This is a genomic window from Vreelandella venusta (genome assembly GCF_007989605.1).
In the GTDB taxonomy this organism is placed as follows: Bacteria; Pseudomonadota; Gammaproteobacteria; order Pseudomonadales; family Halomonadaceae; genus Vreelandella; species Vreelandella venusta.
On record NZ_BJUL01000005.1, the window covers coordinates 190,095 to 216,304 of the forward strand.

Sequence of the window (26,210 nt, forward strand, 5' to 3'; positions counted from 1 at the left end):
GTGGAGCAATAACATGAAGCGCAGTAAAACCATGGAGTTTGGCGTTGGCCTGTTTATGTTTGCGGGCATTCTGGGGCTTATTTTTTTAGGCTTGCGCGTAAGTGGCATGACGTTTTCAACATCTTCTGACACGTTTCGTCTTGAGGCTAGCTTTTCCAATATTGGTAGTCTGAAGCCACGTGCGCGGGTCACTATGGCCGGTGTCACTGTAGGGCGGGTAGAGAGCATTGAACTTGATACCGAGTGGTATGATGCGCGGGTGGTGTTAAGCCTCGATAGCGACCTTAAAGGCCAGCTTTCGCAAGATACTACCGCGGCTATTTTGACGGCTGGGCTGCTCGGTGAGCAGTATATTGGCTTGAGTGTTGGCGGCGCTCCTGACGTACTGGAAGAGGGGGATGTTATTCGAGATACCCAGTCTGCCTTAGTGCTTGAAGAACTTATCCAGCAATTTGTATCCAATATGGTTACTAACTAGGCACCGTGAGTGCTGTCAGTTGTTATGAGGTGACTTTGATGAAAGAAAATAGCGTAATGTTGGTCCGTCGTTGGCTCTTTTTGTTGTTGCTAGCGGTTTTTCTGCTGCCTTTTGCTGCTCAGGCCCAGTCGCAATCACCAGAAGCGTTGGTTCGTGACAACGTTAATGGCTTCATGGAGCAGATTAAGGGTAGAGAGGATTATTACGCCAATAATCTTGATGAGCTTAAAGCGTTAGTCAACGATAGCCTGAATGATGTGGCGGATTTTCGCTATATTGGCGCTAGCGTGATGGGCAGCTACTTTCGCAACGCAACGCCAGAGCAGCGTAGCCGCTTCGCCGATGTCTTTCGTCAAACCCTGATCGACACCTACACGCGTGGTCTCGTAACCTTTGATTATGATGAGTTGAGAGTGTTAACCGACCAGCGCGGTCAGCGCTATGAAGATCAAGCCAGTGTTGATATGGAAGTGGTGGCTACTAATGGTCAGGTTTACCCGGTTAGCTATAGCCTGCGACTTTCAAATGGTGAGTGGAAAGTAGTCAATGTCATTGTTAATGGCATCAATTTAGGACTGACCTTCCGCAATCAGTTTGATCAGTCGATGCGCGAAAATAATCGAGACTACGATGCTGTTATTCGTAGCTGGTCACCCGAAATTGGTGTCGACGAGCTAGAGCAAGGGGGCAACGCGTGACGACGCTGTTATCTATGCCCCATGTTTCGCTGATTGCGCAGCCTTGCGCGTTGGTGGTTCAGGGTGATCTCAATGTCAATGCAGCGGCCGAACTGGCCGCTGCAGGCGTTAAATGGCTTGAAAGTTCTCGGTTAGCTGATGTCGTTCTCGATTTTTCAGGGGTTACGAAGGCAAGTAGTGCGGCGATTAGCGTGCTGTTTGAATGGCTGCGGGCCTGTCACTCGCTAGGCATTGTCGTTACGTCGATTGCCTTGTCTACTCCGCTGGAGCGTTTAACGTCGCTCGCTGAGCTTGATGCACTAATAGGTTCGCCCAACGCTGAAGCGTGAGTGCTCGTCTGGCATCGCCAAGCGTGCCGCTTTTCTTTATCATGTTTCTTGATTCCTCACTAATTCAACGTCCCTACCTATTTCAATGACCCAAAGGAGTTCCCTGTCCTATGCAACCCCATGAGGTAAAAGCACTGCTTGAGTCCCGCATCGATGGATGTGATTTTCATATTCAGGGTGAAGGCTGCAATTTTCAGGTGATCGCGGTTGGCGAAGCTTTTGAAGGTCTTTCTGCCGTAAAGCGTCAGCAGCTGGTTTATGCGGCGCTAAGTGATGAAATTGCATCCGGCGCTCTGCACGCCATTAGTATTAAAACGTTTACTCCGGCGCAGTGGCAAACTGCACCGGAGAACGCATAGTAGTGGCTTCTCTATGGACAAATTAATCATTACCGGCAATGGGTCGGTAGATGGCGAAGTGTGGGTGAGTGGCGCTAAAAATGCGGCGTTGCCAATTTTGTGTGCCAGCCTTTTGGCAGATGGCCCGGTCATTATTGGTAATTTGCCACATTTGCAGGACATCACTACGACGCTAGAGTTGCTAGGGCGCATGGGCGTTGAGCCGGTGATGGGAGAGAAACTCAGTATTCAGCTTGACGGCTCTCAGGTAACGCAGTGTCATGCCCCCTACGAGCTAGTCAAGAAGATGCGCGCCTCCATTCTAGTGTTAGGTCCGTTGCTAGCACATTTCGGTAAGGCAGATGTTTCTCTGCCAGGAGGGTGTGCCATTGGTTCGCGTCCTGTGGACTTGCATATCCGTGGTCTTGAGGCGATGGGCGCAGAGATCCGCGTAGAAGCGGGTTACATTCGTGCTCGAGTTGATGGTCGCTTGAAAGGGGCGACTATCTTCTTTGATACAGTGACGGTAACGGGTACTGAAAATCTGCTGATGGCGGCCACGCTCGCGGAGGGCACCACTATTCTTGAAAATGCTGCGCGCGAGCCGGAAATTGTCGATCTCGCCGAGTGTTTGATCAAGATGGGGGCTGATATTCGCGGGCATGGTACTGACACTATCGTGATTGAGGGCGTTGCGACGCTGCACGGCTGCGAGCACGATGTCATGCCAGATCGCATTGAAACGGGTACTTTCCTGGTGGCTGCTGCCATGACAGGCGGCCGCGTGAAAGTTAAGCGCACCCGTGCCGATATTTTAGAAGCAGTGCTTGCGAAGCTTGAAGAAGCGGGCGCTGAGATTACCAGTGGCGATGATTGGATCGCTTTGGATATGCACGGTAAGCGCCCAAAAGCGGTGAATATTCGCACGGCACCTTATCCTGCATTCCCTACCGATATGCAGGCCCAGTTTGTGGCGATGAATGCTGTCGCTGAGGGGAATTCCCGGGTGGTGGAAACCATCTTTGAAAACCGTTTTATGCACGTGCAAGAGCTAAACCGGATGGGGGCGAATATTGCCCTTGAAGGAAATACGGCACTGATTGAAGGCGTAGAAAAGCTTTCGGGTGCGCCGGTAATGGCTACCGACCTTCGTGCGTCAGCATCACTGGTAATCGCGGCAATGATGGCTGAAGGCGAAACGCTTGTAGATCGTATTTATCACATCGATCGTGGTTATGAGTGCATTGAGGAAAAACTACAGCTGCTGGGTGCGCGCATTCGCCGTATTCCTGGCTAAGCCATGTTATTAACCATTGGCCTAAACAATGAGTAAGCAACTTATTTTAGCCCTTTCAAAAGGGCGTATTCTGGAAGAGACGCTGCCGCTGTTGGCGGATGCGGGAATTACCCCAGTAGAAGATTTGGGTAAAAGTCGTAAGCTGTTGTTTGATACTAATTTGCCAGATGTGAAATTAGTAATTATACGGGCAACCGATGTGCCGACCTATGTACAGCTGGGTGCCGCGGATGTGGGGATTGCGGGTAAAGATGTTCTGCTTGAGCATGGTGCTGAAGGGCTATACGAACCCCTAGACCTGGATATCGCTCGTTGCAAGCTGATGACGGCTGGTGTGACAGGTCAGTTGCCTGCTGAAGCGCGTCGTCGTGTAGCTACTAAGTTTGTAAACGTGGCGAGGCGTTACTACGCAGAGCAGGGTATTCAAGCCGAAGTGATCAAGCTCTATGGGGCGATGGAGCTTGCTCCTCTGATGAATTTGGCCGATGAAATTGTTGATATCGTGGATACCGGCAATACGCTACGCGCCAATGGCATGGAGCCTCGTGAACTTATTGCCCACATCAGTACCCGCTTAGTGGTTAATAAAGCAGCTATGACCATGAAGCATGACCGTATCAAGCCACTATTAGCCCGCCTGGAAAGTGCGGTTAAAAAGCGCCAGACTCAGCCTATTGAATGACACGAGGTTTACCATGAGCGATAAGTCCACAGCCACCATTGCCCGTCTCTCGACTGTTGATGGGGCATTCCATCAGCATTTAGACGCGCTGCTGGATTGGGAAGGGGTGTCTGATAAGGCAGTGCAGGCTCGTGTTGAAGAGATATTGGCAGATGTTAAGCGGCGAGGTGACAGCGCGGTGGTTGAGGCGACCAATCGCTTTGATCGCCTGTCTGTCGAGAGTATGGAGCAGCTATGCCTATCTCCTGAGCAACTGAAAAAGGCCTTTGACGGCCTGCCTACTGAGCAGCGTAATGCGCTGTCGGCCGCCGCTGAGCGTATTAAGCGTTATCATGAGCGCCAAAAGCCAAGCTCGTGGCAATACGAAGAGGCTGATGGAACAGTGCTTGGCCAAAAGGTCACCCCGCTGGACCGCGCAGGTATTTATGTGCCGGGTGGTAAAGCTGCTTATCCTTCATCGGTGTTAATGAATGCTATCCCTGCCCATGTGGCTGGTGTGCGTGAGATTGTGATGGTTGTGCCGACTCCGGACGGTGTGCTGAATGATCTTGTGCTGGCAGCTGCGCATTTGGCGGGCGTCGACTATGTGTTCACGATTGGCGGCGCCCAGGCAATCGCGGCGCTTGCCTATGGTACGGAAAGCATTCCGCGGGTAGACAAAATCGTAGGGCCTGGAAATATCTACGTAGCAACTGCTAAACGCGCGGTATTTGGTCAAGTTGGTATTGATATGATTGCCGGTCCCTCTGAAATCATGGTGGTGTCTGACGGCCAAACAGACCCAGATTGGTTGGCAATGGACTTATTCTCTCAGGCTGAGCACGATGAGGATGCCCAGGCGATTTTTGTTAGTTGGAAGGCTGATCACCTGGATGCCGTTGAGGCTTCAATTGAGCGATTATTGCCGACGCTTGAGCGGGAAGATATTGCCCGCGCTTCACTGCAACGTCGTGGTGCATTGATTCTTTGCCAAGATCAAGCCGAAGCCATTGAGTTGATCAATCGTATCGCGCCGGAGCACCTGGAGCTTTCTGTTGAGACGCCTGGCGACTGGCTCGATGACGTGCGTCACGCTGGAGCAATCTTTATGGGGCGGCATACGTCGGAAGCTCTGGGTGATTATTGTGCAGGGCCGAACCATGTGCTGCCCACGTCTGGAACCGCTCGTTTTTCATCGCCGCTGGGGGTTTATGATTTCCAAAAGCGCTCCTCCATTATTCACTGCTCGCCTGACGGTGCGTCTGAGCTTGGTAAAATAGCCTCTGTGCTTGCCCGGGGTGAGTCGCTGACGGCCCATGCGCGTTCAGCGGAGTATCGTATTAACGATTGAGTCTTGTTTGAAAAAAAACGCCGCTTGAAAAAGCGCCGTCTGAACAAGCGTCGATAGCCATCAGAGCGACTTACGAGTCGCTCTGATGCTCGCCTGACGTAGCATTGATGGGTACTGGCCGTTCACCGACCTCCAGTGTCATATCCATGCGCTCACCGCTTCGTACGATCGTCAGCGGTAATTTTGTGCCGGGGGGGATGGAGGCAATCGCGCTCATTGTTACCCGAGCATCTAAAATCACTTGACCGTCAATAGACAGCAAAACATCGCCGGGCTGTAAGCCTGCTTTAGCGGCTGGCCCGTCCTTCACAACGCCAGCCACAATCACGCCTTGAGGGGTTCTTAATCCAAATGATGCGGCCAGCTCGCGGGAGAGGGCTTGTGCTTCTATGCCTAGCCAGCCGCGTATAACGCGACCGCGGGTAACCAGTTCATTCAAGATGCTATGGGCAAGGTTGGCTGGAATCGCAAACCCAATTCCTTGTGATCCTCCCGATCGTGAGAAAATGGCCGTATTAATACCCACTAAAGCGCCGTCAGGGTTGACTAGCGCCCCCCCAGAATTGCCTGGATTTATCGCTGCGTCTGTTTGAATGAAGTCTTCATAAGCATTTAAACCTAGGTGGCTGCGCCCCGTCGCGCTGATAATGCCCATGGTAACGGTTTGTCCAACGCCGAAAGGATTGCCAATAGCGAGTGCTACATCGCCCACCGCCACCTGCTCTGAGTCAGCAAGCTCAATTACCGGCAAGTCATCAAGGGCAATGCGTAAAACGGCAAGGTCGCTTTCTGGATCAGTGCCAATTACTTCAGCCAGTGTTTCCCGGCCATCGCGGAGTGCCACCTGTATTTGATCGGCGCCATTAATGACATGGTGATTGGTTAGCACATAGCCGTCATGGCTGACGATAACGCCTGAACCAAGGCTCGACAGCATTCGCTGGTGAGTGGTTGCATCGTCGCCGCTGAAGAACTGCTGGAAAAAAGGGTCAGACATCAGCGGATGCTGGTCGCGTTCAACAATACGTGATGAATAGATGTTGACGACGGCTGGCGCCGCTTGATTAACGGCATTGGAGTAACTTGCAGGCCCTTGATTGCGGTTGAGCGGTTCTGCTTGGCGAATCTCAGGGGCAGGTCGATTTGCTGCTGACTCTCCGCTAGTGGGTACTAGCGAAGGAGGAGGCTCGACCGTTGCGGGTGGCGTTTGCCGAAAAGGATTAGGCAAATACTCTGGGAAAGCAAGTAGCACCAAGGCGGCGAGCAATAGCCCGGTGATAATTGGCCATATATAGGGCAGCACAGAGCGGTGCATGCGAAATTTCCTCAGCGGGTGATAGTCTAAATGGTCGCGAGGTTCGCGAGGTTCGCGAGGTTCGCGATAACGCGAAGCGATATTTACAATAGTCCCATCGTAACACTTTATTGAGATGTTCCTCACGATAGCTTGTTAATCGGTTAAGGAGTCAGTGTGATCCATCGTGACCAACTAGTAGCTGCATGCGACCATCAATTGCGGTCATCGCAATTCAAAGATTTTACCGTTAACGGCCTTCAAGTAGAGGGGCGTGACACGGTAACACGCGTGGTGTCGGGCGTGACGGCATGCCAGGCGTTATTAGAGGAGGCAGTCGCTTGGCGAGCGGACATGGTGTTGGTGCACCATGGTTATTTCTGGAAAAACGAACCGGTGGCCATTACCGGCATGAAACAGAAGCGAATTAAAACGCTCTTGGATAACGAAATGAGCTTGCTGGCTTACCATTTACCATTAGATGCGCATGCCGCGTTTGGCAATAATGCCGAGCTGGCCAAGCGTCTGGGGTGGAAGGTCGAGGGATGCATTGATGGTGAGCTTGGTGAAGGGCTGTTATGGTCCGGGCGATTGGCTGAGCCGCTAAGCGTTGCAGAGTTGGGTGGTCAATTGGCTGCAGTGCTCCATCGAGAGCCTTTGGTGGTTGAGTCGCCTTTGGTTGGCTCTGTGGAGCGGGTTGCATGGTGCACCGGAGGTGCTCAAGATATGATTACGGCGGCTTACGATGCAGGCGCGCAAGTTTTCGTGTCTGGGGAAATATCAGAGCGCACGACGCACCTGGCTAGAGAGATGGGGATTCATTACATCGCTGCTGGCCACCATGCTACAGAGCGTTTTGGTGTTCAGGCGCTGGGTGAGTGGTTGGCAAGTGAGTATGGTGTGGAGCATCGGTTTATCGATATCGATAATCCCGCTTAGTACTCGCTTGTGCAAAGCATCCGCATCGATTTGCTATGCGGATGCTTTGACCTTGTTAATTACTAATAACGAGGAGGTTGTGGAGCAGGCTCATCATGCTCTTTCAAGCTGTCTTTTAGGCCAAAGTCTTCAGACAGCGTCCCGCTTTTGCCATCCGCATAATCACGAGGAGTGTTAACGTCGCTTTCCTCCTCTGTGCCAGGCGCGAGTTTGCTTGTGGGAGGCGTTGTGGCTGTTTCCAGTCTCCATTCAGCAGCTTCGCTGTCTATTTGTTGCTCTAGTCGATCAGCTTCCTGGCGAATATTAACAATATGCTGCTGAATACCGGAAAGGTGGCTTCCCATGCCTTTCTTAAGCTCGGCTATTTGATGCTCACGCTCAAGCAAAGACTGCTTTAGTGTGGCGTGGTCACGTTGGCTTTTGCTGAACAGGCGATAGCACGCTAAGCCGATAACAAATCCAATAACGACACCGATAATCGCAACAGTGAATGGCGAGCTTGCTTCCACAGTATTCTCCCTAGAGATGATGCACGCCACCAAACGCATGGCGGGGTTTGACAAACAGCTTAACAAACAGCTTAACAAAGCGTGACTATTATAGGCGCGTATCCGTTGGTTGGGTCAATCCGCTCATGCGCTTAGTTATTATGCAGCGTATAATACTGTTTTTTTATTTGGGCAGACTGTGTTCTTACAACGTCACAGTTTCGTTCACGATGTGGGCTGTGGGAGCGAGTTGATGTCATCATTATCTGCACGTAAAGACAGCGAGCAGGCGAGCCGATTAACGCCTTTTGCGCGGTATCAGGAAGACTTAAAGCGTGACGATTTCCAGTATGACCCTGCTCAAGAGCAGGCGGTTAAACACCTGCAACGCCTTTATGATGAGCTGCTAGTCACTCCGGCTAGTGCTCCTAAGGCGGTCATTGCCAACAAAGGATTAAAGGCAAAAGTTGCCGGATTGCTGGGTAAAAAAGCCAGTGCCAGCGAGCCGGTGCTGCCTGACGTTAAGGGGCTCTACTTTTGGGGAGGTGTGGGGCGTGGGAAAACGTATCTAGTCGACACTTTCTACGAAGCGCTGCCGTTTCCTGAAAAAATGCGCACCCACTTTCATCGTTTTATGCAGCGCGTTCATAATGAGTTGACGCACTATAAAGGCGAAAAGAACCCGTTGACGCTGATTGCTGGCAAGTTTGCTAGCGAAGCGCGCGTTATTTGCTTTGATGAATTTTTTGTCAAAGATATTACCGACGCGATGATCTTGGCAAATTTGCTTGAGGCGCTATTTGAGCGTGGTGTGGTGTTGGTGGCGACATCAAATATAGTGCCGGACGACCTTTACAAGGATGGGCTGCAGCGCGCACGGTTTGTTCCCGCCATTGAGCTAGTGAATCGTCACTGCGAGATCGTCAACGTCGATTCTGGTGTTGACTACCGTTTGCGTGCCCTGGAGCGAGCTGAAATTTTTCATGCGCCGCTTGATGAGGCGGCAGAGCAGGAGCTGAGCAGGAGTTTCAGAGAAATAGCTGGCCATGAGGGCGAGGAGGGGGCGCCTCTTGAGGTTAATCATCGCGTTTTAAAGACACGTCGACTCCACGACGATGTGGCATGGTTTGAATTTGTCGAACTCTGTGATGGGCCGCGTAGCCAGAATGATTATATTGAGCTGGCCAGGGAGTTTCATACGGTTTTGGTGTCTAACGTCACTCAGATGAATGCAAAAACTGACGATCAGGCTCGCCGCTTTATTAATATGGTTGATGAGTTTTACGATCGCGGGGTCAAGCTGTTGATGTCGGCAGAGGCGCCAGTTGAAGCACTGTATCGCGATGGCAAGCTGACCTTTGAATTTCAGCGGACGCTGTCACGCCTGCAGGAAATGCAGTCTAAAGAGTATTTAGCGCTACCTCATAAGCCCTAGTATCGGGTACGCCGATAAATACGCTGCAAGCAAGAATAATATCAATAAGAGCGATATTAATAAAAAAGAGTGGCGGTACTTAACTTGCGGTGATACTTGCTGTAGAATGCCGCCTCGCTGCACGTTGCTGGTTTTTTTCTGGCAACCAAAAAAAATAGGGATGGTGCTTCATTGCTTATATAGCGGTGTGAGCTACCCAACACACTTAATCTGGTGATTTTATCCATGAAGACGTTCAGTGCTAAGCCGCAGTCCGTCCAGCGCGACTGGTACGTAGTCGACGCTACGGACAAAACGCTCGGTCGTCTGGCAACCGAGATTGCTCGCCGCCTGCGTGGCAAGCATAAACCCGAATTTACTCCTCACGTTGATACTGGCGATTACATCGTTGTTATCAACGCTGAAAAAGTCCATGTAACCGGCAATAAGGCGAAGGCTAAAACCTACTATCGCCACACGGGTTACCCGGGCGGTCTGCGCTCTATGACATTCGACAAAATGCTTGATCATGCCCCTGAGCGCATTATTGAGTCTGCCGTTAAAGGCATGTTGCCGAAAGGTCCTTTGGGTCGCGCCATGTACTCAAAATTGAAAGTGTACGCCGGTGCCGAGCATCCGCATGCTGCCCAACAGCCGCTTGAACTGAACATCTGAGGAAATCTTCGCCATGACACAGCAGTATTACGGTACCGGGCGCCGCAAGACTTCCACCGCTCGCGTGTTTATGAAGCCGGGCTCTGGCAAAATTACTGTCAATGATAAAGATCTTGACCTGTATTTTGGTCGAGTAACTGGTCGTATGGTTGTTCGTCAGCCGCTTGAGTTGACTGAAACACTGAACCAGTTTGACGTGTTCGTCACTGTTGCTGGCGGTGGTGGTTCCTCTCAAGCAGGCGCCATTCGTCACGGCATCACTCGCGCCCTGATGAACTATAATGAAGATCTGCGTCCAGCATTGCGCGCTGCCGGTTATGTAACCCGCGATGCCCGTCAGGTTGAGCGTAAGAAAGTCGGTCTGCGTAAAGCACGTCGTCGTCCGCAGTTCTCTAAGCGTTAATTTTACGCTATGCGGCAAAAGCGCCCGGGTCAAAGACCTGGGCGCTTTTTATTGGAATATCAAAAAATTATAACGCTTATACCACCATGGTCACGGGCGGTTGTTCTTGTGCAGAGCGCTTTGTTTTTTTAACATAGAGCGTATTTGATATTCGTCGTCGCAAGACGCCTTTGCGGCGGAACGGGTAAGCTGATGGGAGAAACCAGAAATGGCAGATAACGGCGTAAACAAAGGTCGGCGCCGTTTCCTTGTAGGCGCCACCTCCGTTGTGGGGGCGGTGGGCGCTGTCGGGGTTGCGGTCCCCTTTGTGGCTTCTTGGCAGCCTAGTGCCAAGGCAAGAGCGGCAGGCGCGCCTGTTCAAGCTGATATATCGAAGCTTGAGCCTGGGCAGCGTATGACCGTCGAATGGCGTGGTCGGCCGATTTGGATTATTAACCGTACGCCGGAAATGATCGAGCGAACGGAAGCGTTAGGTGCCGACAGCTTAGCGGATCCTAATTCAGAGGTGCCGCAGCAGCCAGCATATATCCAAGGTGGTCTGCGCTCTATTAAGCCAGAAATAGGCGTGTTGATTGGTATTTGCACGCATTTGGGCTGTTCACCCTTGTTCCGACCTGAGCCGAATGCCGAAGGGGTTGGGGTGGAGAACTGGCCGGGTGGTTTCTTCTGCCCATGCCATGGCTCTCGCTTTGACTTGGCTGGTCGCGTATTTAATAACGTACCTGCGCCGACTAATCTTGAGGTTCCACCCTACCGCTTTGAAAATGATGACATTATTGTCGTCGGCGAAGATGAGGAGGCTGCCTGATGGGTAATCCGAATAAAGCCAAGGCGGAAAAGGGCCTCATGCGTTGGGTAGATGATCGCTTCCCCGCTACTCAGATGTGGCAGGAGCATCTTTCCAAATACTACGCGCCTAAAAATTTCAACTTTTGGTATTTCTTTGGCTCATTAGCGCTGCTGGCGCTGGTTAACCAAATCTTGACCGGGGTTTGGTTAACCATGAGCTTTAACCCCTCTGCTGAAGGTGCATTCGATTCTGTCGAATACATTATGCGTGATGTGGAGTGGGGGTGGCTGATTCGCTATATGCACACCACCGGCGCTTCTGCCTTCTTCCTTGTCGTCTATCTACATATGTTCCGTGGCCTCTTGTATGGTTCCTACAAAGCGCCTCGTGAATTGGTGTGGGTGTTTGGTATGACGATTTATCTGGTGTTGATGGCCGAAGCCTTCATGGGCTATTTGTTGCCATGGGGCCAGATGTCTTACTGGGGTGCTCAGGTTATTATTTCGTTGTTCTCAGCGATTCCTGGTATTGGTCCCGACCTAGCGCAGTGGGTGCGTGGTGACTTCCTGATCTCAGGCATTACCCTTAACCGTTTCTTTGCACTGCATGTGGTGGCTCTGCCAATCGTTATTTTAGCGCTCGTCGTGTTGCATATTATTGCGCTACACGAAGTGGGTTCAAATAACCCTGACGGCATTGATATTAAGCAGAAGAAGGATGAAGCGGGTGTACCGTTGGATGGAATTCCTTTCCACCCTTACTACACGGTAAAAGACCTGGTAGGTATTGCGGTCTTCCTGTTTGTTTTCTGCGTAGTGGTGTTCTACTTCCCAGAGGGCGGCGGCTACTTTATTGAGAAGCCAAACTTTGATCAAGCGAACCCGCTAAAAACGCCTGATCACATCGCACCTGTTTGGTATATGACGCCTTTCTATGCCATTCTTCGCGCTATCACTTTCTCCGTGTTCGGCTTAGACGCTAAGTTCCTCGGTGTTATCTTTATGGGCGCTGCGATTGCGATATTGTTTGTTCTGCCCTGGCTGGATCGTAGTCCAGTGCGCTCAATGCGCTACAAAGGCTGGATGTCGAAAACTATGCTGACGCTGTTTGCTATCAGCTTTGTCATCCTTGGTGTTTTGGGTGTGTTGCCATCTACAGAGGGCAGGACGCTACTAGCCCAGGCCTGCACCGTGATTTATTTCGCCTTCTTTGTCTTGATGCCGTTCTACACCAAGCTGGAGAAGACTAAACCCGTTCCGGAAAGGGTGACTGGCTAATGAAAAAGTATCTACTTGGACTCCTTTTCGCGTTAGTGCCAGTAACTGCGATGGCTGCCGGTGGTGCGAGTGTGCCTCACTCGATGGATCCTGATCTGCATGATCAAGCCTCGCTGCAAAATGGCATGAAGCTCTATGTTAACTACTGCATGGGCTGTCACTCGCTTCAGTATCAACGCTTTGCTCGTGCGGCTGAAGATCTGGGGATGCCCCAGGATTTGGTTGAAGAAAATCTGATTTTCTCATCTGATTTGGGGTTCAATGATCAGATGCACATTGCAATGAATAGTGGTGATGCTGAGTCTTGGTTCGGTGCGCCGCCGCCAGATCTATCGCTTAAAGCGCGTGTGCGTGGAACGGACTGGATCTACTCTTATCTGCTTGGTTTCTACAAAGATCCGAGCCGCCCCACTGGTGTTAACAACACGGTATTCGATTTAGTTGCGATGCCTAACGTGTTGGAGCCACTGCAGGGTGTACAAGAGCTGGTGTGTGCGGAAACGGATCATCCGGTGGCGGGTCAGTCACCCGATCCTTTGTCGGGTAAGTACCAGTCTTGTGATGTGCTGCAAGTAACCCAGCCAGGTTCCATGGAGCCTGCTGAGTTTGAGGAAGCAGTGTATGATCTTACTAACTTCCTAGCTTATGTGGGCGAGCCCTCCAAGCTTCAAGCTCAGGCATTAGCACCTAAAGTGCTGATCTTCATTTTCATTTTTGGTGTAATTGCCTACTTGCTTAAGCGTGAGTATTGGCGAGATGTTCACTAATTATTAAGTGATGAGCGGCATGTCGGGCGCACGGCGGAAGCCGTGCGCCCTTTGTTTATCTAGTCAGTCGTAATGCAAAGCGGGTTACCATCCCATAAGCTAGCGCTGGCGTGTTATTATCAAAGATTGTTTTGATGCGAGGATGCTTTCATGGGTGTTGTGGCCAAGCGGTCGTCGATGATCTTTTACTCTGGTAATGATGATCATTTTAGTCATCGTGTACGCATTGTTCTGGCTGAAAAGGGGGTGGCGGTTGATATCGTTGATGTCAGCGACGAGCGTCCGCCTGAAGAGTTAGCAGACCTCAACCCGTACAACAGCGTGCCTACGCTGCTAGATCGTGACTTGGTGCTCTATGAGTCTAAGGTCATGATGGAGTATCTGGATGAGCGTTTCCCTCATCCTCCTTTGCTGCCTGTTTATCCGGTGGCGCGGGCGCAAAGCCGTTTGTGGATGCATCGTATTGAGCGCGAGTGGTGCCCAATGCTGGAGCAAATACGCACTGGTGGTAAAAAGGAAGCGGAAAAGGCGCGTAAAGAGCTGCGCGAAAGTCTCATTGGGATTTCGCCCATCTTTGAAGATATGCCTTACTTTATGAGTGAGGAGTTTACGCTTGTCGACTGCTGTTTAGCGCCGATTTTATGGCGTTTGCCTGAGCTGAATATTGAGTTGCCTGAGAAGCAGGTAAAGCCTCTGTTGGGCTATATGTCGCGGGTATTCGAACGTGAAGCGTTTAAGGCATCTTTAAACGAGCGTGAAAAAGAGATGCGCGCTTGAATTCATGCTGCCTCTTTTCCTTAATTAGGTAAGGGGCATATTTTTCAGGAGGAGGGAGCCTTATGAAATCGAGCCGTCCCTATCTCGCCCGAGCTCTCTATGAGTGGTTGCTGGATAATGAGTTGACGCCTTATGTGGTAGTAGATGCTACTCAGCCAGGCGTAGAGGTGCCGCGTCAGTTTGTTCAGAATGGACAAATTGTGTTGAATGTAGCGCCAACTGCTGTGCGTGACCTGTTTATGGAAAATCAGGCCATAGGGTTTAATGCTCGCTTTGGTGGCCAGCCTATGCAGGTAATGATTCCTACACCTGCGCTTATCGCAATTTACGCTCGCGAAAATGGTGCTGGTATGGTGTTTGGTCATGAGCCAGAGTTGGATGCAGCAGAATTTGATGATGCGGAATTGGGTGGCGATTTTTCAGACTCTTGCGATGAGTCGTCGAAGCCTGAGTTAACGGTTACAGAGCCTGTGTCTGAAAAAGAGGGTGATGTTTCTGCTCTGCCGTCTAAAAAGGCTAAGAAAAAGCCAACGTTACGTGTGGTTAAATAGCTCGGTGGCTTAGCTAAGATATTAGCCTGTGCTTCTTAGCGACGATTTTGCTGAGTAAGCTGGTGGGTGAATAAAAAAAACCTCGTCTCGGTGAAAAGCTGAAACGAGGTTTTTTCTACCGATGTATTAATCAGTCGATATAGTCAAAGACTTTGACGATTCGCTGAATACCGCCAACCGCTGATACCGCATTGGCAATTCGGTTGCCTTCATCGCGAGTCACCATGCCCATCAGATAAACCGTCGCGTTTTCTGTGGTGACTTTTAGTTTTGATGAGTCGATACGGTCATTGGTGGCAAGTTGGCTCATCACATTGGTGGTTATCCAAGTGTCGTTTAGGCGTTGGCTGGCGGGTAGATTTGCAGCAATACTGAGTTCGTTGTGAACTTGGTCTACGCCGCGTAGAGAGCTGGCGACTTCAGCTGCTTTATTGCGCAGTTCCTCGCTTGGTACTTGTCCAATCAGTAGGAGTGAGCCGTTATAGCTCTGTGCCCTTATGCGAGCATCTCTCAGGCGAGCGTCTGCACGCTCCAGCGCACGTGGTGCTTCACGTTCGATGGTTGTATCAATGGCTTCGACATCACTGCTGCGCTGACCATAGTTGGAGGGGTTAGATGCCGCGTTATTCGCGCATCCAGCCAGTAAAATAACGCTAAGTGTCGCAACGGCAATTAGTTTGTATAAAGGATAGCGCAGGACCATGGCGATAACTCCTTGTGAAGTGTAAAGTCAGTAGGTGTTAATCTACCTGTTTGATTGTGTTTTTGCAGTTTGATCTGCTCAGGTTAATGAGTTTTATGCTGACTATTTAGTCGATTCCGCCAAAGAGCTGTTCGTCAATTAAATCACATAAGCAGTGGATGACGAGTAGGTGAACCTCTTGAATGCGTGCAGTAGATGTCGCTGGCACGCGGATCTCGCAGTCATCTTGGCCTAGCAGTGACGCCATATCGCCCCCATCTCTGCCAGTAAGCGCGACTACCGTCATATCGCGGTCATGGGCCGCCTGAATGGCTTGAACGATATTGGCTGAGTTGCCACTGGTGGAAATAGCTAACAAGACATCGCCGGGCTGTCCTAGCGCTCTGATCTGCTTGGAAAACACTTCATTATAAGTGTAGTCGTTAGCGATCGAGGTAAGCGTTGAAGTGTCGGTTGTCAGTGCTAGTGCGGGTAAGCTTGGGCGCTCACGTTCAAAGCGATTCAATAGCTCGGACGAAAAGTGCTGGCTATCGCCTGCGCTGCCGCCATTGCCGCAGGCGAGGACTTTGCCTTCATTAATTAAGCACTGAACCATCATTTGGCTGGCGACTTCGATAAACGGCGGCAGCACTTCGCTGGCATATGTTTTCGTGTCTATGCTGGCGTTAAAGTGATTAAGTATGCGTGATTGAAAGTCCATTAGGGCTTCCTAGGTAAAAGTATCAGTAAGCATCAAAAGCCGCTTTTTCCCACTGAAATTCAAGCGCGGGAGGCGTGCCCGTGATAGCTAGGATATCAAAGCGACACGGACTTAAAACAGCATGTTGAGCGATATAGAGCTTGGCTGCTCGTATTAGACGATGTCGCTTCTGTGCAGTGACGGTCTCTAAGGGGTGGCCATAACGGGTAGTGGTGCGATGTTTTACTTCGATAAAGACCAGGGTGTCCTGGTCTTTCATCACAAGATCAAGCTCGCCACCTTTAACGTGATGATTACTAGTGACAAGCGTTAAACCATGCTGCTGCAGCCATTGAGCGGCTAATTGCTCAATGGCTGCGCCCCGAGTCCGTGCTGTTTGCGGTGTATTGGGGGGCTGGTGGCTATTGGTCATCGTTCAGCAGGCCGGGAATCAAAATGGGCGAAGGCACGCCATTTTGGAATTTCGCCCACGGTAATTCCCGGTGAATCCTGCCATCGTCTGATAGGTGAAGAGTGCCAGTGCTTCCATTCATGCCGTCAAGGGCTGATAGGTCTGATAAGCGAATGCCAAGCTCGTAAGCATCCACGCCCATTGCCATCAGGCGGAACATTGACGCATCTGACTCGTTGCGAAGCTCGGCATACGTCGAATAGAAGGGCAGCGCTTCTTCCCCGCCAACCGCTGCATCAGGGATTTGCCAGGGAATGTCGATAAACATCACATCGTTTAGGTCTTGATCTAGGCGTGTCTGTAGGCGCCCTTCATGGAGGTGAGATGTGGCGTAAACAGGCAGGTTAGGGGCGTAGTAGTAGTCCAAAGTGGGCGGTACTTGGCGTGCATACTCAGGAAGTGCCAGTAAGAATAGTGCATCAATATTGCCTAGGCGGGCGCGATCGCCGCTGACATTTAGGGCTGTTTTGACTGCGTTGGCTACGGCGTTGCTAGGGTTGTAGCGAACAGCATTGGTGATTTCGCCGCCTTGGCTTTGCCACTCATTCCAAAAGGCTTCACCGACGCGCCGTCCCCAGGCGTTGTCGGGCACCATAATAGACATTTGACGATGGCCGTCCTGAAAGGCTCGGCGAGCAGCTTGGCGGGCTTCATCTTCAGCAGATAAACCATACTGAAGGAGTTGCGGTGCCTGATTGCTTGCACTATTACCATAGTTCAGAGCCAGCGTCGGTAGTGGTACACTGTCGCGTTGCTCAAGTTGAGTGACTTGACTTTTGTCAATGGGTCCAATCAAAAGCTGAGCATTCATTTGCTCTGCACGTTGGTAAATCTCATCTAATGAATATTGAGATGCATTGATGAAGTTGAGTTGTACGTTATCTCCGTGCAGCTCGTGATGGCGGCGCATGGCGGAAGCGATAGCGTTAGCAACGCTGCTTAGTGGGCCGGATTCTGGTAATGCCACAGCTATGCGGCGTATTTCGACACCCGCTAATTCAGGTATGGATACATTGGTGTATTCGGCTTGATCCAAGGCTTGACGTGCCCACTGCTGCCGTTCTGTTAGGGTTTTTTGTTGGTTTGCTCGCATGGGGAGCTCGTCGTCAAGTACCTGGGTCGCACGGAGGACCGCGCGCGGGTTGTCCAGGCCACGAGCAAGTTCAGAGAAAAGCATTGCCCAGCGCACCCGATCCGATTCTGAAAGCATTGTTTCATCAACCGCATCGGCTGCGTCAAAAGCATTTTCGCGTTGCCCTTGTCTGGCGAGGATATTGGCCGCTTCGAGTCGTGTCTTGGCGGCTTGCTCAGGCGCCTGCTGCTCTGCTTGACTAAGCAATTGGCCGGCATCCTGGTCAGGGACGCGATCAACCACGCTTGGGGATTGCATGGCGCACCCTGTAATCAGAAGCGCCATGAAGGCAGTGGCTAGTAATCCACGTATTGACTGTTTCATGTATCCTTCCTTAGTTTCCATTTGCGCTGCCGTGGCTCAATGAGCAGATAAATTTACCATTGTACAAGCATGGCGCACCGTCAGTGCAGGCTATTAACAAATCGGGAGTCACAATGACACACCAGCATCCGGGTATATTGTACGTGGTTGCAACACCAATTGGGAATTTGGAAGACTTGTCACCACGCGCGGCTCGGGTATTAGCAGAGGTATCACGCATTGCTGCGGAGGATACACGCCACAGTGGCCGCTTGTTAGCGCATTTAGGTATTAATAAGCCGATGCTCTCGCTGCATGAGCATAATGAAGCACGGCGGGTCGATACGCTGGATAGTTACTTGATGGCGGGGGAGAGTATTGCCCTAATTAGCGATGCAGGGACGCCGCTGATATGTGATCCGGGATTCGTGCTGGTAAGAGAGTTACGATTGCGGGGTAGGCAAGTGGTGCCGCTTCCAGGGCCTTGCGCGTTAGTCAGTGCGCTTTCGGCGGCTGGATTGCCGACTGATAAATTTACATTTGGCGGTTTTTTGCCGTCTAAGCCGAGTGCGCGACGGCAAGCGCTTGAAAAATGGCAATCTCGAGAAGAAACGTTGGTTTTTTACGAATCACCTCACCGTATTGAGCACACGCTCGAATCGCTATGTGAACAACTGCCCGAGCGGGCAGTTGTTCTGGCGCGAGAATTGACCAAAACGTATGAGACTTTTTTGCAGGGCTCGCCCGCGTCATTACTTGATCAGCTTAGGCAAGACCCTAACCAAGGTCGCGGAGAATTTGTCGTAATGATCGCCGGGGCGCCGCCTGCTGTTCAAAGCGATGAGCAATCAATTGCTGCTGATGAGCTGCTTAAGACAATGCTGGCCGAAGGTGTTGGCGTCAAGCAGGGTGCGGCCGTAGCTGCAAAAATGCTGGGCGGTCGAAAGCAGGAGTGGTACGCAAGATTGCAAGCATTGAAAGGTGGGCATTGAGGCGACGGCAGGGCGCTGGTATGCTTGCCGCCGGAGTTGGCCAGACAGTCGCCGCTAATATGCCAGTAATGGCTGCTTAGGGGAGGAAAGTCCGGGCTCCATAGGGCAGAGTGCCAGGTAACGCCTGGGCGGCGTAAGCCGACGGAAAGTGCAGCAGAGAGTAGACCGCCTAAGCCTTTCGAGGCTGGTAAGGGTGAAAGGGTGCGGTAAGAGCGCACCGCGCGCCTGGCAACAGTGCGTGGCAAGGTAAACCCCACTCGGAGCAAGACCAAATAGGGATCCAATGGCGTGGCCCGCGCTGGATCCGGGTAGGTTGCTTGAGCGCTGCGGTGACGCAGCGCCTAGAGGAATGACTGTCCACGACAGAACCCGGCTTATCGGCCGACTCCCCATTTCCATAAAAAGGTGCGCCGTTCGCACCTTTCTTAACACTGTGCGAGATTAACATGCCTTCTCCTGACGCTAACCAGGTTACTAACCATTTTCGCCACACTAGCGTCTTATTGGAAGGGGCGGTAGATACACTTGTTCATAATTCAGATGGTATTTATTTAGACGGCACGTTTGGACGAGGCGGGCATTCCCGCGTTATTCTTTCGCGCCTGAGCGATCAAGGTCGGTTAATGGCCATGGATCGTGATCCTCAAGCAATAGCAGCCGCTAAAGCTATCGATGATCCTCGATTTGATATAACGCAGCGAGAGTTCGCTCGGTTAGTTGAATATGCGCAAGAGCAAGGGGTTTACGGAAAGCTTTCAGGGGTATTGCTAGATATTGGTGTTTCTTCCCCGCAGTTAGATGATCCGGAGCGTGGCTTTAGCTTTATGCGCAACGGTCCCCTTGATATGCGTATGGATCCTACTCAAGGGGAGAGTGCGGCAGCGTTTCTGGCCCGCGCTAGCGAAGCTGAGATTGCCACTGTGTTCAAAACCTATGGTGAAGAGCGCTACGCAAAGCGCTTGGCGCGTGCCGTTGTTACGCGGCGCGTGGAAAAGCCTTTTACGCACACTGTTGATTTGGCCGAAGTATTAAAGGCTGCCCATCCTGCTTGGGAAAAAGGGCGTCACCCAGCGACCAAAGCGTTTCAGGGGTTGCGTATTTATTTGAATGGTGAGCTCGATCAACTGGATGCAGCGCTTGAGGGAGCCTTGGAAGTGCTAGCTCCAGGTGGGCATCTAGTAGTGATTAGCTTCCACTCGCTTGAAGATCGTCGTGTGAAACGCTTCATTCGCCACCATGTGCGGGGTGATACGCACTTGCCAAGGGGCGTGCCGATTCGCGATGATCAGCTAAATCGCCGTCTTGAAGCTTTGGGTAAAGGAGTGCGCCCAAGTGACGAAGAGGTAGACGCTAACCCCCGGGCGCGCAGTGCCGTCATGCGAGCCGCCCGTAAACGAGTGTGATCATGAGCATGGATCGGATAGAGCGTTGGGCGTCAACGCTGCGCACCGAATGGCCCTTCAAGCTACGCTTTCGAGCTTGGCCGGCTATCCTTGTTGCGCTGTTTTTAGCGTGTGTCGCTACTGGCGGTTTAGTGATTGCCACCACGCATATGACGCGAGTGCAGTATGCGCAGTTACAGCAGTTAGAGCAGGAAAAAAATCAGCTGCAAACCGAGTGGGGGCAGCTGTTATTGGAAGAGGGAGCGTGGTCTACTCCGGCCCGTGTGGAGCAAATTGCGACGGAACGGCTTGAAATGCGCATTCCCGATGTGAATGATGTCGAGGTGATTCGACCATGAAGCGTGAAAGTCGGGGAGGGATATCCCGTCAAATGCCTATTGCGCCGCCATTAGCTGGCGGACGCTTTTTGTTTATTCTCATTGTTGTAATGGTGGCGTCGGTTATTCTAGTCGGCAGGATTACGCTGCTTCAGGTAATTGATCGCCCGTTTTTGCAGAGCCAAGGCGATGCACGGACGCTTCGCCATGAGGCAATACCCGCACACCGCGGTATGATCACTGATCGTAATGGTGAACCTCTGGCTATTTCTACGCCTGTTGTGACGCTTTGGGCAAACCCCCAAGAGCTACCTACCGATGCTATTCAGCGTGTAATGCTGGCCCAAGCTTTGGGCATGTCGCTCGATGACTTTGAATCGCGTGTTTCTCGCTATAGCAGTCGAGAGTTTATGTATCTTCGTCGTCAAATGACGCCAGATGCGGCCCAACGCATACTGGATTTACGTACGCCGGGGGTTTATCAGCAGCGTGAATACAAACGTTATTATCCCGCTGGCGAAGTGGCGGCGCAGTTGCTGGGTGTTACCAATGTGGATGATGTGGGCCAAGAGGGGCTTGAACTCTCTTATCAACCCTATTTGGCGGGGCACCCTGGGCAGCGCCGAGTCATAAAAGATCGACGAGGTCGGCTAGTCCGTGAGCTGGGTGTTATTCGTGAAGCGCAACCGGGTGGTGAGTTAACGCTGTCAATTGATCAGCGCATTCAATATATGGCCTACCGTGAGTTGCGTGCTGCTGTCGCCGAGCATGAGGCGGACGGTGGGGTGTTGGTAATGCTTGATGCGCGCACAGGGGAAGTGTTAGCAATGGCTAACTTGCCATCTTACAACCCAAATAACCGCGCTGGTTTGGACCCGCGAGGTTTACGCAACCAGGCGCTGGTTGATGTATTTGAACCTGGGTCTGTTATGAAGCCTTTGGCAATGGCTGCGATACTGGAAAGTGGTGTTGTAGATCGCGATGCTGTCGTTGATACCTCGCCCGGCTGGATGCGCCTGGATCAGTTTACTATCCGCGACTTCCGTAATTACGGCGATTTAGATTTGGCGGGGATTCTACAAAAGTCTTCAAACGTTGGTATGTCTCGTTTAGCGCTGCAGCTAAGCGATACGGCAATTTGGGAAAAATACAATCAGCTAGGCCTTGGGCAAGCACCAGGTACTGGCTTTCCTGGTGAGGCGGCAGGTAGCTTGCCGGCACCGGTTCGCTGGTCTCGAAGTGAGCGAGCGACGCTCTCCTATGGCTACGGTCTCTCTGTTTCGGCCGTTCAATTGGCCAGTGCTTTCACAGCGCTAGCCAATGAAGGCGTACGCTTGCCGCCCTCGCTGTTGAGGCTTTCTGAGCCTCCTCAAGGGATTCCTGCTATATCGCCCACAGTGGCTAATGATTTGCTGAATATTTTAGAAACGTCGGTTGCCGCCTATACCGGTGGGCGCCGAGCGCAGGTTGAAGGCTATCGTGTGGGGGGGAAAACAGGCACGGTGCGTAAAATAGGGCAGCAAGGCTATACCACTGATGCTTACCGCAGTGTTTTTGCGGGAATTGCACCTATTTCCGATCCGCGTATTGTTACCGTCGTTATGATTGACCACCCCCGTGCTGGTCAATTTTATGGTGGCGCAGTGGCTGCTCCGGTGTTTTCTAGCGTGACAGGTAATGCCCTACGTTTGCTGGACGTGCCGCCCGATCATGAGGTCGAGTAGCATAAGGAGATTGCATGAGGTTGTCCCCAGAGAGTTTATGGGTAGCACTAAAGCAGGTTTGGCCTAACGCAGTGTTACCTGAGGAGCTGCCTAAATTGCCAGAGCAGCTTCGCTTAGTGACGGACACGCGCAAGTTAGCGGTAGGCGATGTATTTGTGGCTGTCCCTGGCAGTCAGCGTGATGGTTGTGAGTTTGTTGACCAAGCATTGGCAGCAGGTGCATCACTCGTTTTGGCGCACACTAAAGAGGGTGGGGTTTCACTGGACGGGGAGATACTTTATTTACCTCATCTGTCTATGCGGCTCGGCGAGCTAGGCCGCACGCTGTTTGCTGTTCCGAGCGATCTTCAGGTGATTGGAGTGACCGGCACCAATGGGAAAAGCTCTGTTACCCATTACATAGCAGCGTTAAGTGAACTACTTGGCAAGCCTGCTGGAGTGATCGGCACATTAGGTGTTGGTCGCCTTGGCCAATTGGTCGATACAGGCCTGACTACGCCTGGTTCATTGGCAATGCAAGAAACCTTAGCTGATTTAGCGCATCAAGGCGTCAAGCGTGTGGCGCTTGAAGTTTCTTCACATGCCCTTGAGCAACGCCGTTTAGACGCAGTGAACGTCTCCGCAGGAGTATTCACCAACCTGACGCGAGATCACCTTGATTACCATGGCAGTATGGCGGCTTATGCCGCTGCAAAAGCAAAGTTGTTCCGGCGTTCTGAGCTTGTGCTTGCGGTCGTCAATGCAAATGATCCTCTTGCGCGACTAATGTTGGCAGGCTGTGATAGCCGTGTGCGTGTTTTGGCAGTAGGCGACGATGAAGCAGTGACGCTGCGCGTGATTGGTTGGCATCCCCATGAGCATGGTCAACAGGCTCTTGTTGCTACACCGGAAGGTGAGAAAACGCTTAATCTCGGCTTAATGGGGCGGTTTAATCTAGACAATGTGCTGTTAGCCATTAGTGTGCTTTATGGGTTGGGCGAATCTTTAGAGCAGTTGTTTGAGCTGGCAGCTGAGTTGGGCCCAGTGCCTGGGCGAATGGCGTTATACCGCGAGGTTAATGCGCCCAGCGTTGTTATCGACTATGCCCACACGCCGGATGCATTAGCAAATGCTCTCGAGGCGCTGAAAGAGCATTTGGGAAGTGCTGGAAAGCTATGGTGCCTGTTCGGTTGTGGCGGAGAGCGTGATACGGGAAAGCGGGCAGAAATGGCTGCTGTGGCGGAGCGGCGAGCGGACCATGTGATCGTTACTGACGATAATCCGCGCACGGAGTCTGCCGAGCAAATTCGTCAACAAATTATTTCGGGTTTTTCTGCTACGGGTGCCTTTACTGAAATAGGTGATCGTAGTCAGGCGATTTGTCATGCGGTTCAGCATGCTGGTAGCCAGGACGTTATCTTAGTGGCTGGGAAAGGTCATGAGGCTTATCAGCACATCGGTAACGTACGCCATGACTACCAAGATAGCGAACAAGTGATAAAAGCCTTCAAACTTAGGGCTGCCATGTGATGAACTGGTCGTTAGCGAGCATTGCCTCAGCGTTAAAGCTTCCTGTCCCGCAGGCTTTATGTCAGTTGTCGGTGACTGCGGTCATTACCGATACGCGCCATATTGTGCCTGGGTGTCTATTTGTGGCCTTGAAGGGGCCGCGTTTTGATGGTCATGATTTTATTGAGCAGGCACTTGATAAAGGCGCTGCAGCTGCTCTGGTTGAGCACCCGGTGGATAGTTTGCTTCCTCAACTGGTATGCGCTGACACGCGTTTAAGCCTCGGCCTGCTGGCGCGAGCATGGCGTCAGCGCTGCACATTGCCACTGGTGGCTGTCACCGGCAACAGCGGTAAAACAACCGTTAAAGAGATGACGGCTGCGCTGCTCTCCCCTTTGGGCGGTGTGCTTGCTACCGAGGGCAACTTAAACAATGATATTGGTGCGCCGCTGACGTTACTGCGTTTAGCAACGCACCACCAAGCAGGCGTGATTGAGCTCGGGGCTAATCATTTGGGCGAAATTGCCTGGACCAGCCAGCTGACCTCCCCGAATGTTGCCATCATTACCAATGTAACAGGCGCACATGTTGGAGAGTTTGGCGGCATGGGGCAAATTGCCCAAGCCAAAAGTGAAATATTAGCCGGGTTAGTTGAAGATGGTATTGCGGTGATAAATCGCGATGACGGCTACTTTGAATTTTGGTCAGCCTGTGCGGGAAATAAGCAAGTTGTAAGCTACGGCTTACATAGCGATGCGGATGTTCACGCGTCCGCACTGTCATGCGACTCTTTGGGGCGGTATGCTTTTACGCTTATTGAGCGAGGCCGGGTGCTGGGTGATGTGCAGCTGCCCTTGATTGGTAAGCATAATGTGAGTAATGCTTTGGCGGCTGCTGCGGCGGCTCTTGCGTTAGGCGTTACCCCACAGCAAGTAGTGGCAGGGCTGTGCGAGTTATCCTCGTTATCTGGTCGGTTAAGCATCGTGCCCGGCGTGCGCAATACAACGCTGTTAGACGACACGTACAACGCAAACCCCGGTGCTGTGAAAGCGGCATTGGATGCGTTAGCGAACTTTCCTGCTCCTCGTTGGTGTGCGCTTGGCGCAATGGGGGAGTTGGGCAGCGAGTCTCATGCCCTGCATGCTGATATCGGTCATTACGCTGCGTCACTGGGTATCGACACATTGCTGACTTATGGTGATGCCGCCCGTTCAGCAAGTGAAGCCTTCGGTCGCGGGCAACATTTTGACGACCACGAGACGCTAGTGCGTCATGTTATTAATACTCTGCCGCCTAACACCACGCTACTGGTGAAAGGGTCGCGTAGTGCAGGCATGGAAAATGTCATTACTGCGCTACGTGCGGATGAAACAAGGTAAGCGCCGTTTATGTTACTTCACCTGGCGAATTTTCTAGCCCAATATCAGTCTGCTTTCCAAGTTTTTAACTATTTAACCTTACGTGTCATTCTCGCCGCGCTAACCGCCCTTATGCTATGCCTGTGGCTGGGACCCTGGGTTATACGCCGGTTAGTGGAAGGTCAGATTGGCCAAGCGGTTCGTGATGATGGCCCTCAATCTCATTTGTCTAAGGCGGGTACGCCCACAATGGGTGGGGCAATGATATTGTTGGCTATTGCTATCAGTACGCTGGTCTGGGGCGATTTAACCAATCATTACGTTTGGGTGGTGCTACTGGTCACATTAGGCTTTGGCGCTATTGGGTGGGTCGACGATTATCGCAAAGTTGTCGAAAAGAATCCGCGTGGATTGCCCGCTCGTTGGAAGTATTTCTGGCAGTCGGTGGTGGGGATTGGCGCTGCTTTGGTGCTCTATATCACGGCTGCTACACCGGCTGAAACTAGCTTATTGATCCCGATGTTTAAAGATGTCGCTTTACCGCTTGGCGTGTTCTACATCGTGTTGACCTATTTTGTGATCGTTGGCAGCTCTAATGCAGTCAATCTTACAGATGGTCTTGATGGTTTGGCGATCATGCCCACCGTGCTAGTGGCAATGGGATTGTCCGTATTTGCCTATGCCAGTGGGAATGCTGTGTTTGCCAACTATCTGCATATTCCTTTCATTCATGGTACCGGCGAGCTGGCTGTTTTCTGTGCCACTATTGCAGGGGCTGGCCTGGGCTTCTTGTGGTTCAATACTTATCCCGCTCAGGTGTTTATGGGCGATGTGGGTGCGCTGGCGCTAGGGGCCGCGCTAGGCGTTGTGGCCGTTATTGTGCGTCAAGAAATTGTGCTGTTTATTATGGGCGGTATCTTTGTGCTTGAAACGGTCTCGGTGATTCTTCAGGTTGGCTCTTATAAGCTTACCGGTCGGCGTATTTTCCGTATGGCACCTTTGCATCACCATTATGAGTTGAAAGGTTGGCCAGAGCCGCGGGTCATTGTGCGTTTCTGGATTATTACCGTCGTACTGGTGCTGTTAGGGTTGGCTACGCTTAAAGTTCGATGA

Annotated in this window: 29 protein-coding genes and 1 other RNA gene; 24 read left to right on the forward strand and 6 right to left on the reverse strand. The window is 51.8% G+C overall.

Features of this window, described 5'->3' with window-relative positions; all coding sequences use genetic code 11:
- Positions 1–13: 13 nt before the first annotated feature.
- The 7 genes from mlaD (at position 14) to hisD (ending at position 5,152) form a co-directional block, all read left to right on the forward strand.
- Positions 14–478 (forward strand): outer membrane lipid asymmetry maintenance protein MlaD, encoded by a 465-nt coding sequence (gene mlaD / locus HVE01_RS07595; RefSeq protein ID WP_146943323.1) that lies wholly within the window; start codon positions 14–16, stop codon positions 476–478.
- A gap of 38 nt (positions 479–516) precedes the next feature.
- A complete protein-coding gene (locus HVE01_RS07600; RefSeq protein ID WP_125749146.1) occupies positions 517–1,176 on the forward strand; it encodes an MlaC/ttg2D family ABC transporter substrate-binding protein in 660 nt (219 codons plus the stop codon).
- Complete coding sequence (locus tag HVE01_RS07605) at positions 1,173–1,505, forward strand: STAS domain-containing protein (protein ID WP_125749143.1); 333 nt, start codon at positions 1,173–1,175, stop codon at positions 1,503–1,505. Before HVE01_RS07600 ends, HVE01_RS07605 begins: the two co-directional genes overlap by 4 nt.
- Before the next feature lie 110 nt (positions 1,506–1,615).
- On the forward strand, positions 1,616–1,864 hold the full coding sequence (locus tag HVE01_RS07610; RefSeq protein ID WP_125749140.1) for a BolA family protein: 249 nt from the start codon (positions 1,616–1,618) through the stop codon (positions 1,862–1,864).
- Positions 1,865–1,877: 13 nt separating this feature from the next.
- Entirely contained in the window at positions 1,878–3,140 is a 1,263-nt protein-coding gene (murA, locus tag HVE01_RS07615) for a UDP-N-acetylglucosamine 1-carboxyvinyltransferase (protein ID WP_125749137.1), read from the forward strand.
- A gap of 28 nt (positions 3,141–3,168) precedes the next feature.
- Positions 3,169–3,822 (forward strand): ATP phosphoribosyltransferase, encoded by a 654-nt coding sequence (gene hisG, locus HVE01_RS07620; protein ID WP_125749134.1) that lies wholly within the window; start codon positions 3,169–3,171, stop codon positions 3,820–3,822.
- Positions 3,823–3,835: 13 nt separating this feature from the next.
- Positions 3,836–5,152, forward strand: coding sequence for a histidinol dehydrogenase (gene hisD / locus HVE01_RS07625; protein WP_125749130.1), 1,317 nt, complete (start codon positions 3,836–3,838; stop codon positions 5,150–5,152).
- A gap of 70 nt (positions 5,153–5,222) precedes the next feature.
- Here the strand turns inward: hisD and HVE01_RS07630 are convergent, their stop codons facing one another.
- Positions 5,223–6,467 (reverse strand): Do family serine endopeptidase, encoded by a 1,245-nt coding sequence (locus HVE01_RS07630; protein WP_125749127.1) that lies wholly within the window; start codon positions 6,465–6,467, stop codon positions 5,223–5,225.
- Between the two features lie 156 nt (positions 6,468–6,623).
- Between HVE01_RS07630 and HVE01_RS07635 the strand changes: the two genes are divergently transcribed.
- Complete coding sequence (locus tag HVE01_RS07635) at positions 6,624–7,385, forward strand: Nif3-like dinuclear metal center hexameric protein (RefSeq protein WP_125749124.1); 762 nt, start codon at positions 6,624–6,626, stop codon at positions 7,383–7,385.
- 62 nt (positions 7,386–7,447) lie between these two features.
- Here the strand turns inward: HVE01_RS07635 and HVE01_RS07640 are convergent, their stop codons facing one another.
- Entirely contained in the window at positions 7,448–7,894 is a 447-nt protein-coding gene (locus HVE01_RS07640) for a ZapG family protein (RefSeq protein ID WP_146943325.1), read from the reverse strand.
- A 232-nt stretch (positions 7,895–8,126) separates the two neighbouring features.
- On the opposite strand from HVE01_RS07640, the gene zapE reads away from it, so the two are divergent.
- From zapE to HVE01_RS07680, 8 genes are all read left to right on the forward strand, one after another.
- Positions 8,127–9,308, forward strand: coding sequence for a cell division protein ZapE (zapE, locus tag HVE01_RS07645; RefSeq protein WP_146943327.1), 1,182 nt, complete (start codon positions 8,127–8,129; stop codon positions 9,306–9,308).
- Positions 9,309–9,533: 225 nt separating this feature from the next.
- Positions 9,534–9,962 (forward strand): 50S ribosomal protein L13, encoded by a 429-nt coding sequence (gene rplM / locus HVE01_RS07650; RefSeq protein ID WP_009721993.1) that lies wholly within the window; start codon positions 9,534–9,536, stop codon positions 9,960–9,962.
- 13 nt (positions 9,963–9,975) lie between these two features.
- Positions 9,976–10,365: a 30S ribosomal protein S9 gene (rpsI, locus tag HVE01_RS07655; RefSeq protein ID WP_125749117.1), complete on the forward strand. Its 390-nt coding sequence runs from the start codon at positions 9,976–9,978 to the stop codon at positions 10,363–10,365.
- 208 nt (positions 10,366–10,573) lie between these two features.
- Positions 10,574–11,173 (forward strand): ubiquinol-cytochrome c reductase iron-sulfur subunit, encoded by a 600-nt coding sequence (gene petA / locus HVE01_RS07660; RefSeq protein WP_125749114.1) that lies wholly within the window; start codon positions 10,574–10,576, stop codon positions 11,171–11,173.
- Positions 11,173–12,432, forward strand: coding sequence for a cytochrome b (locus tag HVE01_RS07665; protein WP_125749111.1), 1,260 nt, complete (start codon positions 11,173–11,175; stop codon positions 12,430–12,432). The genes petA and HVE01_RS07665 overlap by 1 nt, the downstream gene beginning before the upstream one ends.
- Positions 12,432–13,199 carry a cytochrome c1 gene (locus HVE01_RS07670; RefSeq protein WP_125749107.1) on the forward strand — a complete coding sequence of 256 codons (768 nt, stop codon included), beginning with the start codon at positions 12,432–12,434 and terminating at the stop codon, positions 13,197–13,199. The genes HVE01_RS07665 and HVE01_RS07670 overlap by 1 nt, the downstream gene beginning before the upstream one ends.
- 150 nt (positions 13,200–13,349) lie before the next feature.
- Positions 13,350–13,976 carry a stringent starvation protein SspA gene (sspA, locus tag HVE01_RS07675; protein WP_089037713.1) on the forward strand — a complete coding sequence of 209 codons (627 nt, stop codon included), beginning with the start codon at positions 13,350–13,352 and terminating at the stop codon, positions 13,974–13,976.
- Between the two features lie 62 nt (positions 13,977–14,038).
- Entirely contained in the window at positions 14,039–14,527 is a 489-nt protein-coding gene (locus tag HVE01_RS07680; RefSeq protein ID WP_146943329.1) for a ClpXP protease specificity-enhancing factor, read from the forward strand.
- A gap of 130 nt (positions 14,528–14,657) precedes the next feature.
- Here HVE01_RS07680 and HVE01_RS07685 read toward each other — a convergent pair whose 3' ends face one another.
- From HVE01_RS07685 to HVE01_RS07700, 4 genes are all read right to left on the reverse strand, one after another.
- Positions 14,658–15,230: a BON domain-containing protein gene (locus HVE01_RS07685; RefSeq protein ID WP_146943331.1), complete on the reverse strand. Its 573-nt coding sequence runs from the start codon at positions 15,228–15,230 to the stop codon at positions 14,658–14,660.
- Positions 15,231–15,336: 106 nt separating this feature from the next.
- A complete protein-coding gene (locus HVE01_RS07690) occupies positions 15,337–15,930 on the reverse strand; it encodes a phosphoheptose isomerase (RefSeq protein ID WP_125749098.1) in 594 nt (197 codons plus the stop codon).
- A gap of 22 nt (positions 15,931–15,952) precedes the next feature.
- Positions 15,953–16,342, reverse strand: coding sequence for a YraN family protein (locus tag HVE01_RS07695; RefSeq protein WP_146943333.1), 390 nt, complete (start codon positions 16,340–16,342; stop codon positions 15,953–15,955).
- Complete coding sequence (locus tag HVE01_RS07700) at positions 16,332–17,837, reverse strand: penicillin-binding protein activator (protein WP_146943335.1); 1,506 nt, start codon at positions 17,835–17,837, stop codon at positions 16,332–16,334. Before HVE01_RS07700 ends, HVE01_RS07695 begins: the two co-directional genes overlap by 11 nt.
- Positions 17,838–17,950: 113 nt before the next feature.
- Here HVE01_RS07700 and rsmI point away from each other — a divergent pair, with 113 nt between their 5' ends.
- The 8 genes from rsmI to mraY all read left to right on the forward strand — a co-directional run bounded on the left by rsmI (position 17,951) and on the right by mraY (position 26,210).
- Complete coding sequence (gene rsmI, locus HVE01_RS07705; RefSeq protein WP_146943337.1) at positions 17,951–18,808, forward strand: 16S rRNA (cytidine(1402)-2'-O)-methyltransferase; 858 nt, start codon at positions 17,951–17,953, stop codon at positions 18,806–18,808.
- Positions 18,809–18,840: 32 nt separating this feature from the next.
- Positions 18,841–19,201: RNase P RNA component class A (gene rnpB, locus HVE01_RS07710), an RNA gene on the forward strand.
- 53 nt (positions 19,202–19,254) lie between these two features.
- Entirely contained in the window at positions 19,255–20,211 is a 957-nt protein-coding gene (gene rsmH / locus HVE01_RS07715; protein WP_125749087.1) for a 16S rRNA (cytosine(1402)-N(4))-methyltransferase RsmH, read from the forward strand.
- Between the two features lie 2 nt (positions 20,212–20,213).
- Entirely contained in the window at positions 20,214–20,549 is a 336-nt protein-coding gene (ftsL, locus tag HVE01_RS07720) for a cell division protein FtsL (RefSeq protein WP_125749084.1), read from the forward strand.
- Positions 20,546–22,252 (forward strand): peptidoglycan D,D-transpeptidase FtsI family protein, encoded by a 1,707-nt coding sequence (locus tag HVE01_RS07725; protein WP_125749081.1) that lies wholly within the window; start codon positions 20,546–20,548, stop codon positions 22,250–22,252. Before ftsL ends, HVE01_RS07725 begins: the two co-directional genes overlap by 4 nt.
- 14 nt (positions 22,253–22,266) lie before the next feature.
- The gene (locus HVE01_RS07730) at positions 22,267–23,760 is read left to right on the forward strand and encodes a UDP-N-acetylmuramoyl-L-alanyl-D-glutamate--2,6-diaminopimelate ligase (RefSeq protein WP_146943339.1); all 1,494 of its coding nucleotides are present in this window, start codon (positions 22,267–22,269) and stop codon (positions 23,758–23,760) included.
- The gene (locus tag HVE01_RS07735; protein ID WP_146943341.1) at positions 23,760–25,118 is read left to right on the forward strand and encodes a UDP-N-acetylmuramoyl-tripeptide--D-alanyl-D-alanine ligase; all 1,359 of its coding nucleotides are present in this window, start codon (positions 23,760–23,762) and stop codon (positions 25,116–25,118) included. The genes HVE01_RS07730 and HVE01_RS07735 overlap by 1 nt, the downstream gene beginning before the upstream one ends.
- Before the next feature lie 9 nt (positions 25,119–25,127).
- Positions 25,128–26,210 carry a phospho-N-acetylmuramoyl-pentapeptide-transferase gene (gene mraY / locus HVE01_RS07740; protein WP_125749072.1) on the forward strand — a complete coding sequence of 361 codons (1,083 nt, stop codon included), beginning with the start codon at positions 25,128–25,130 and terminating at the stop codon, positions 26,208–26,210.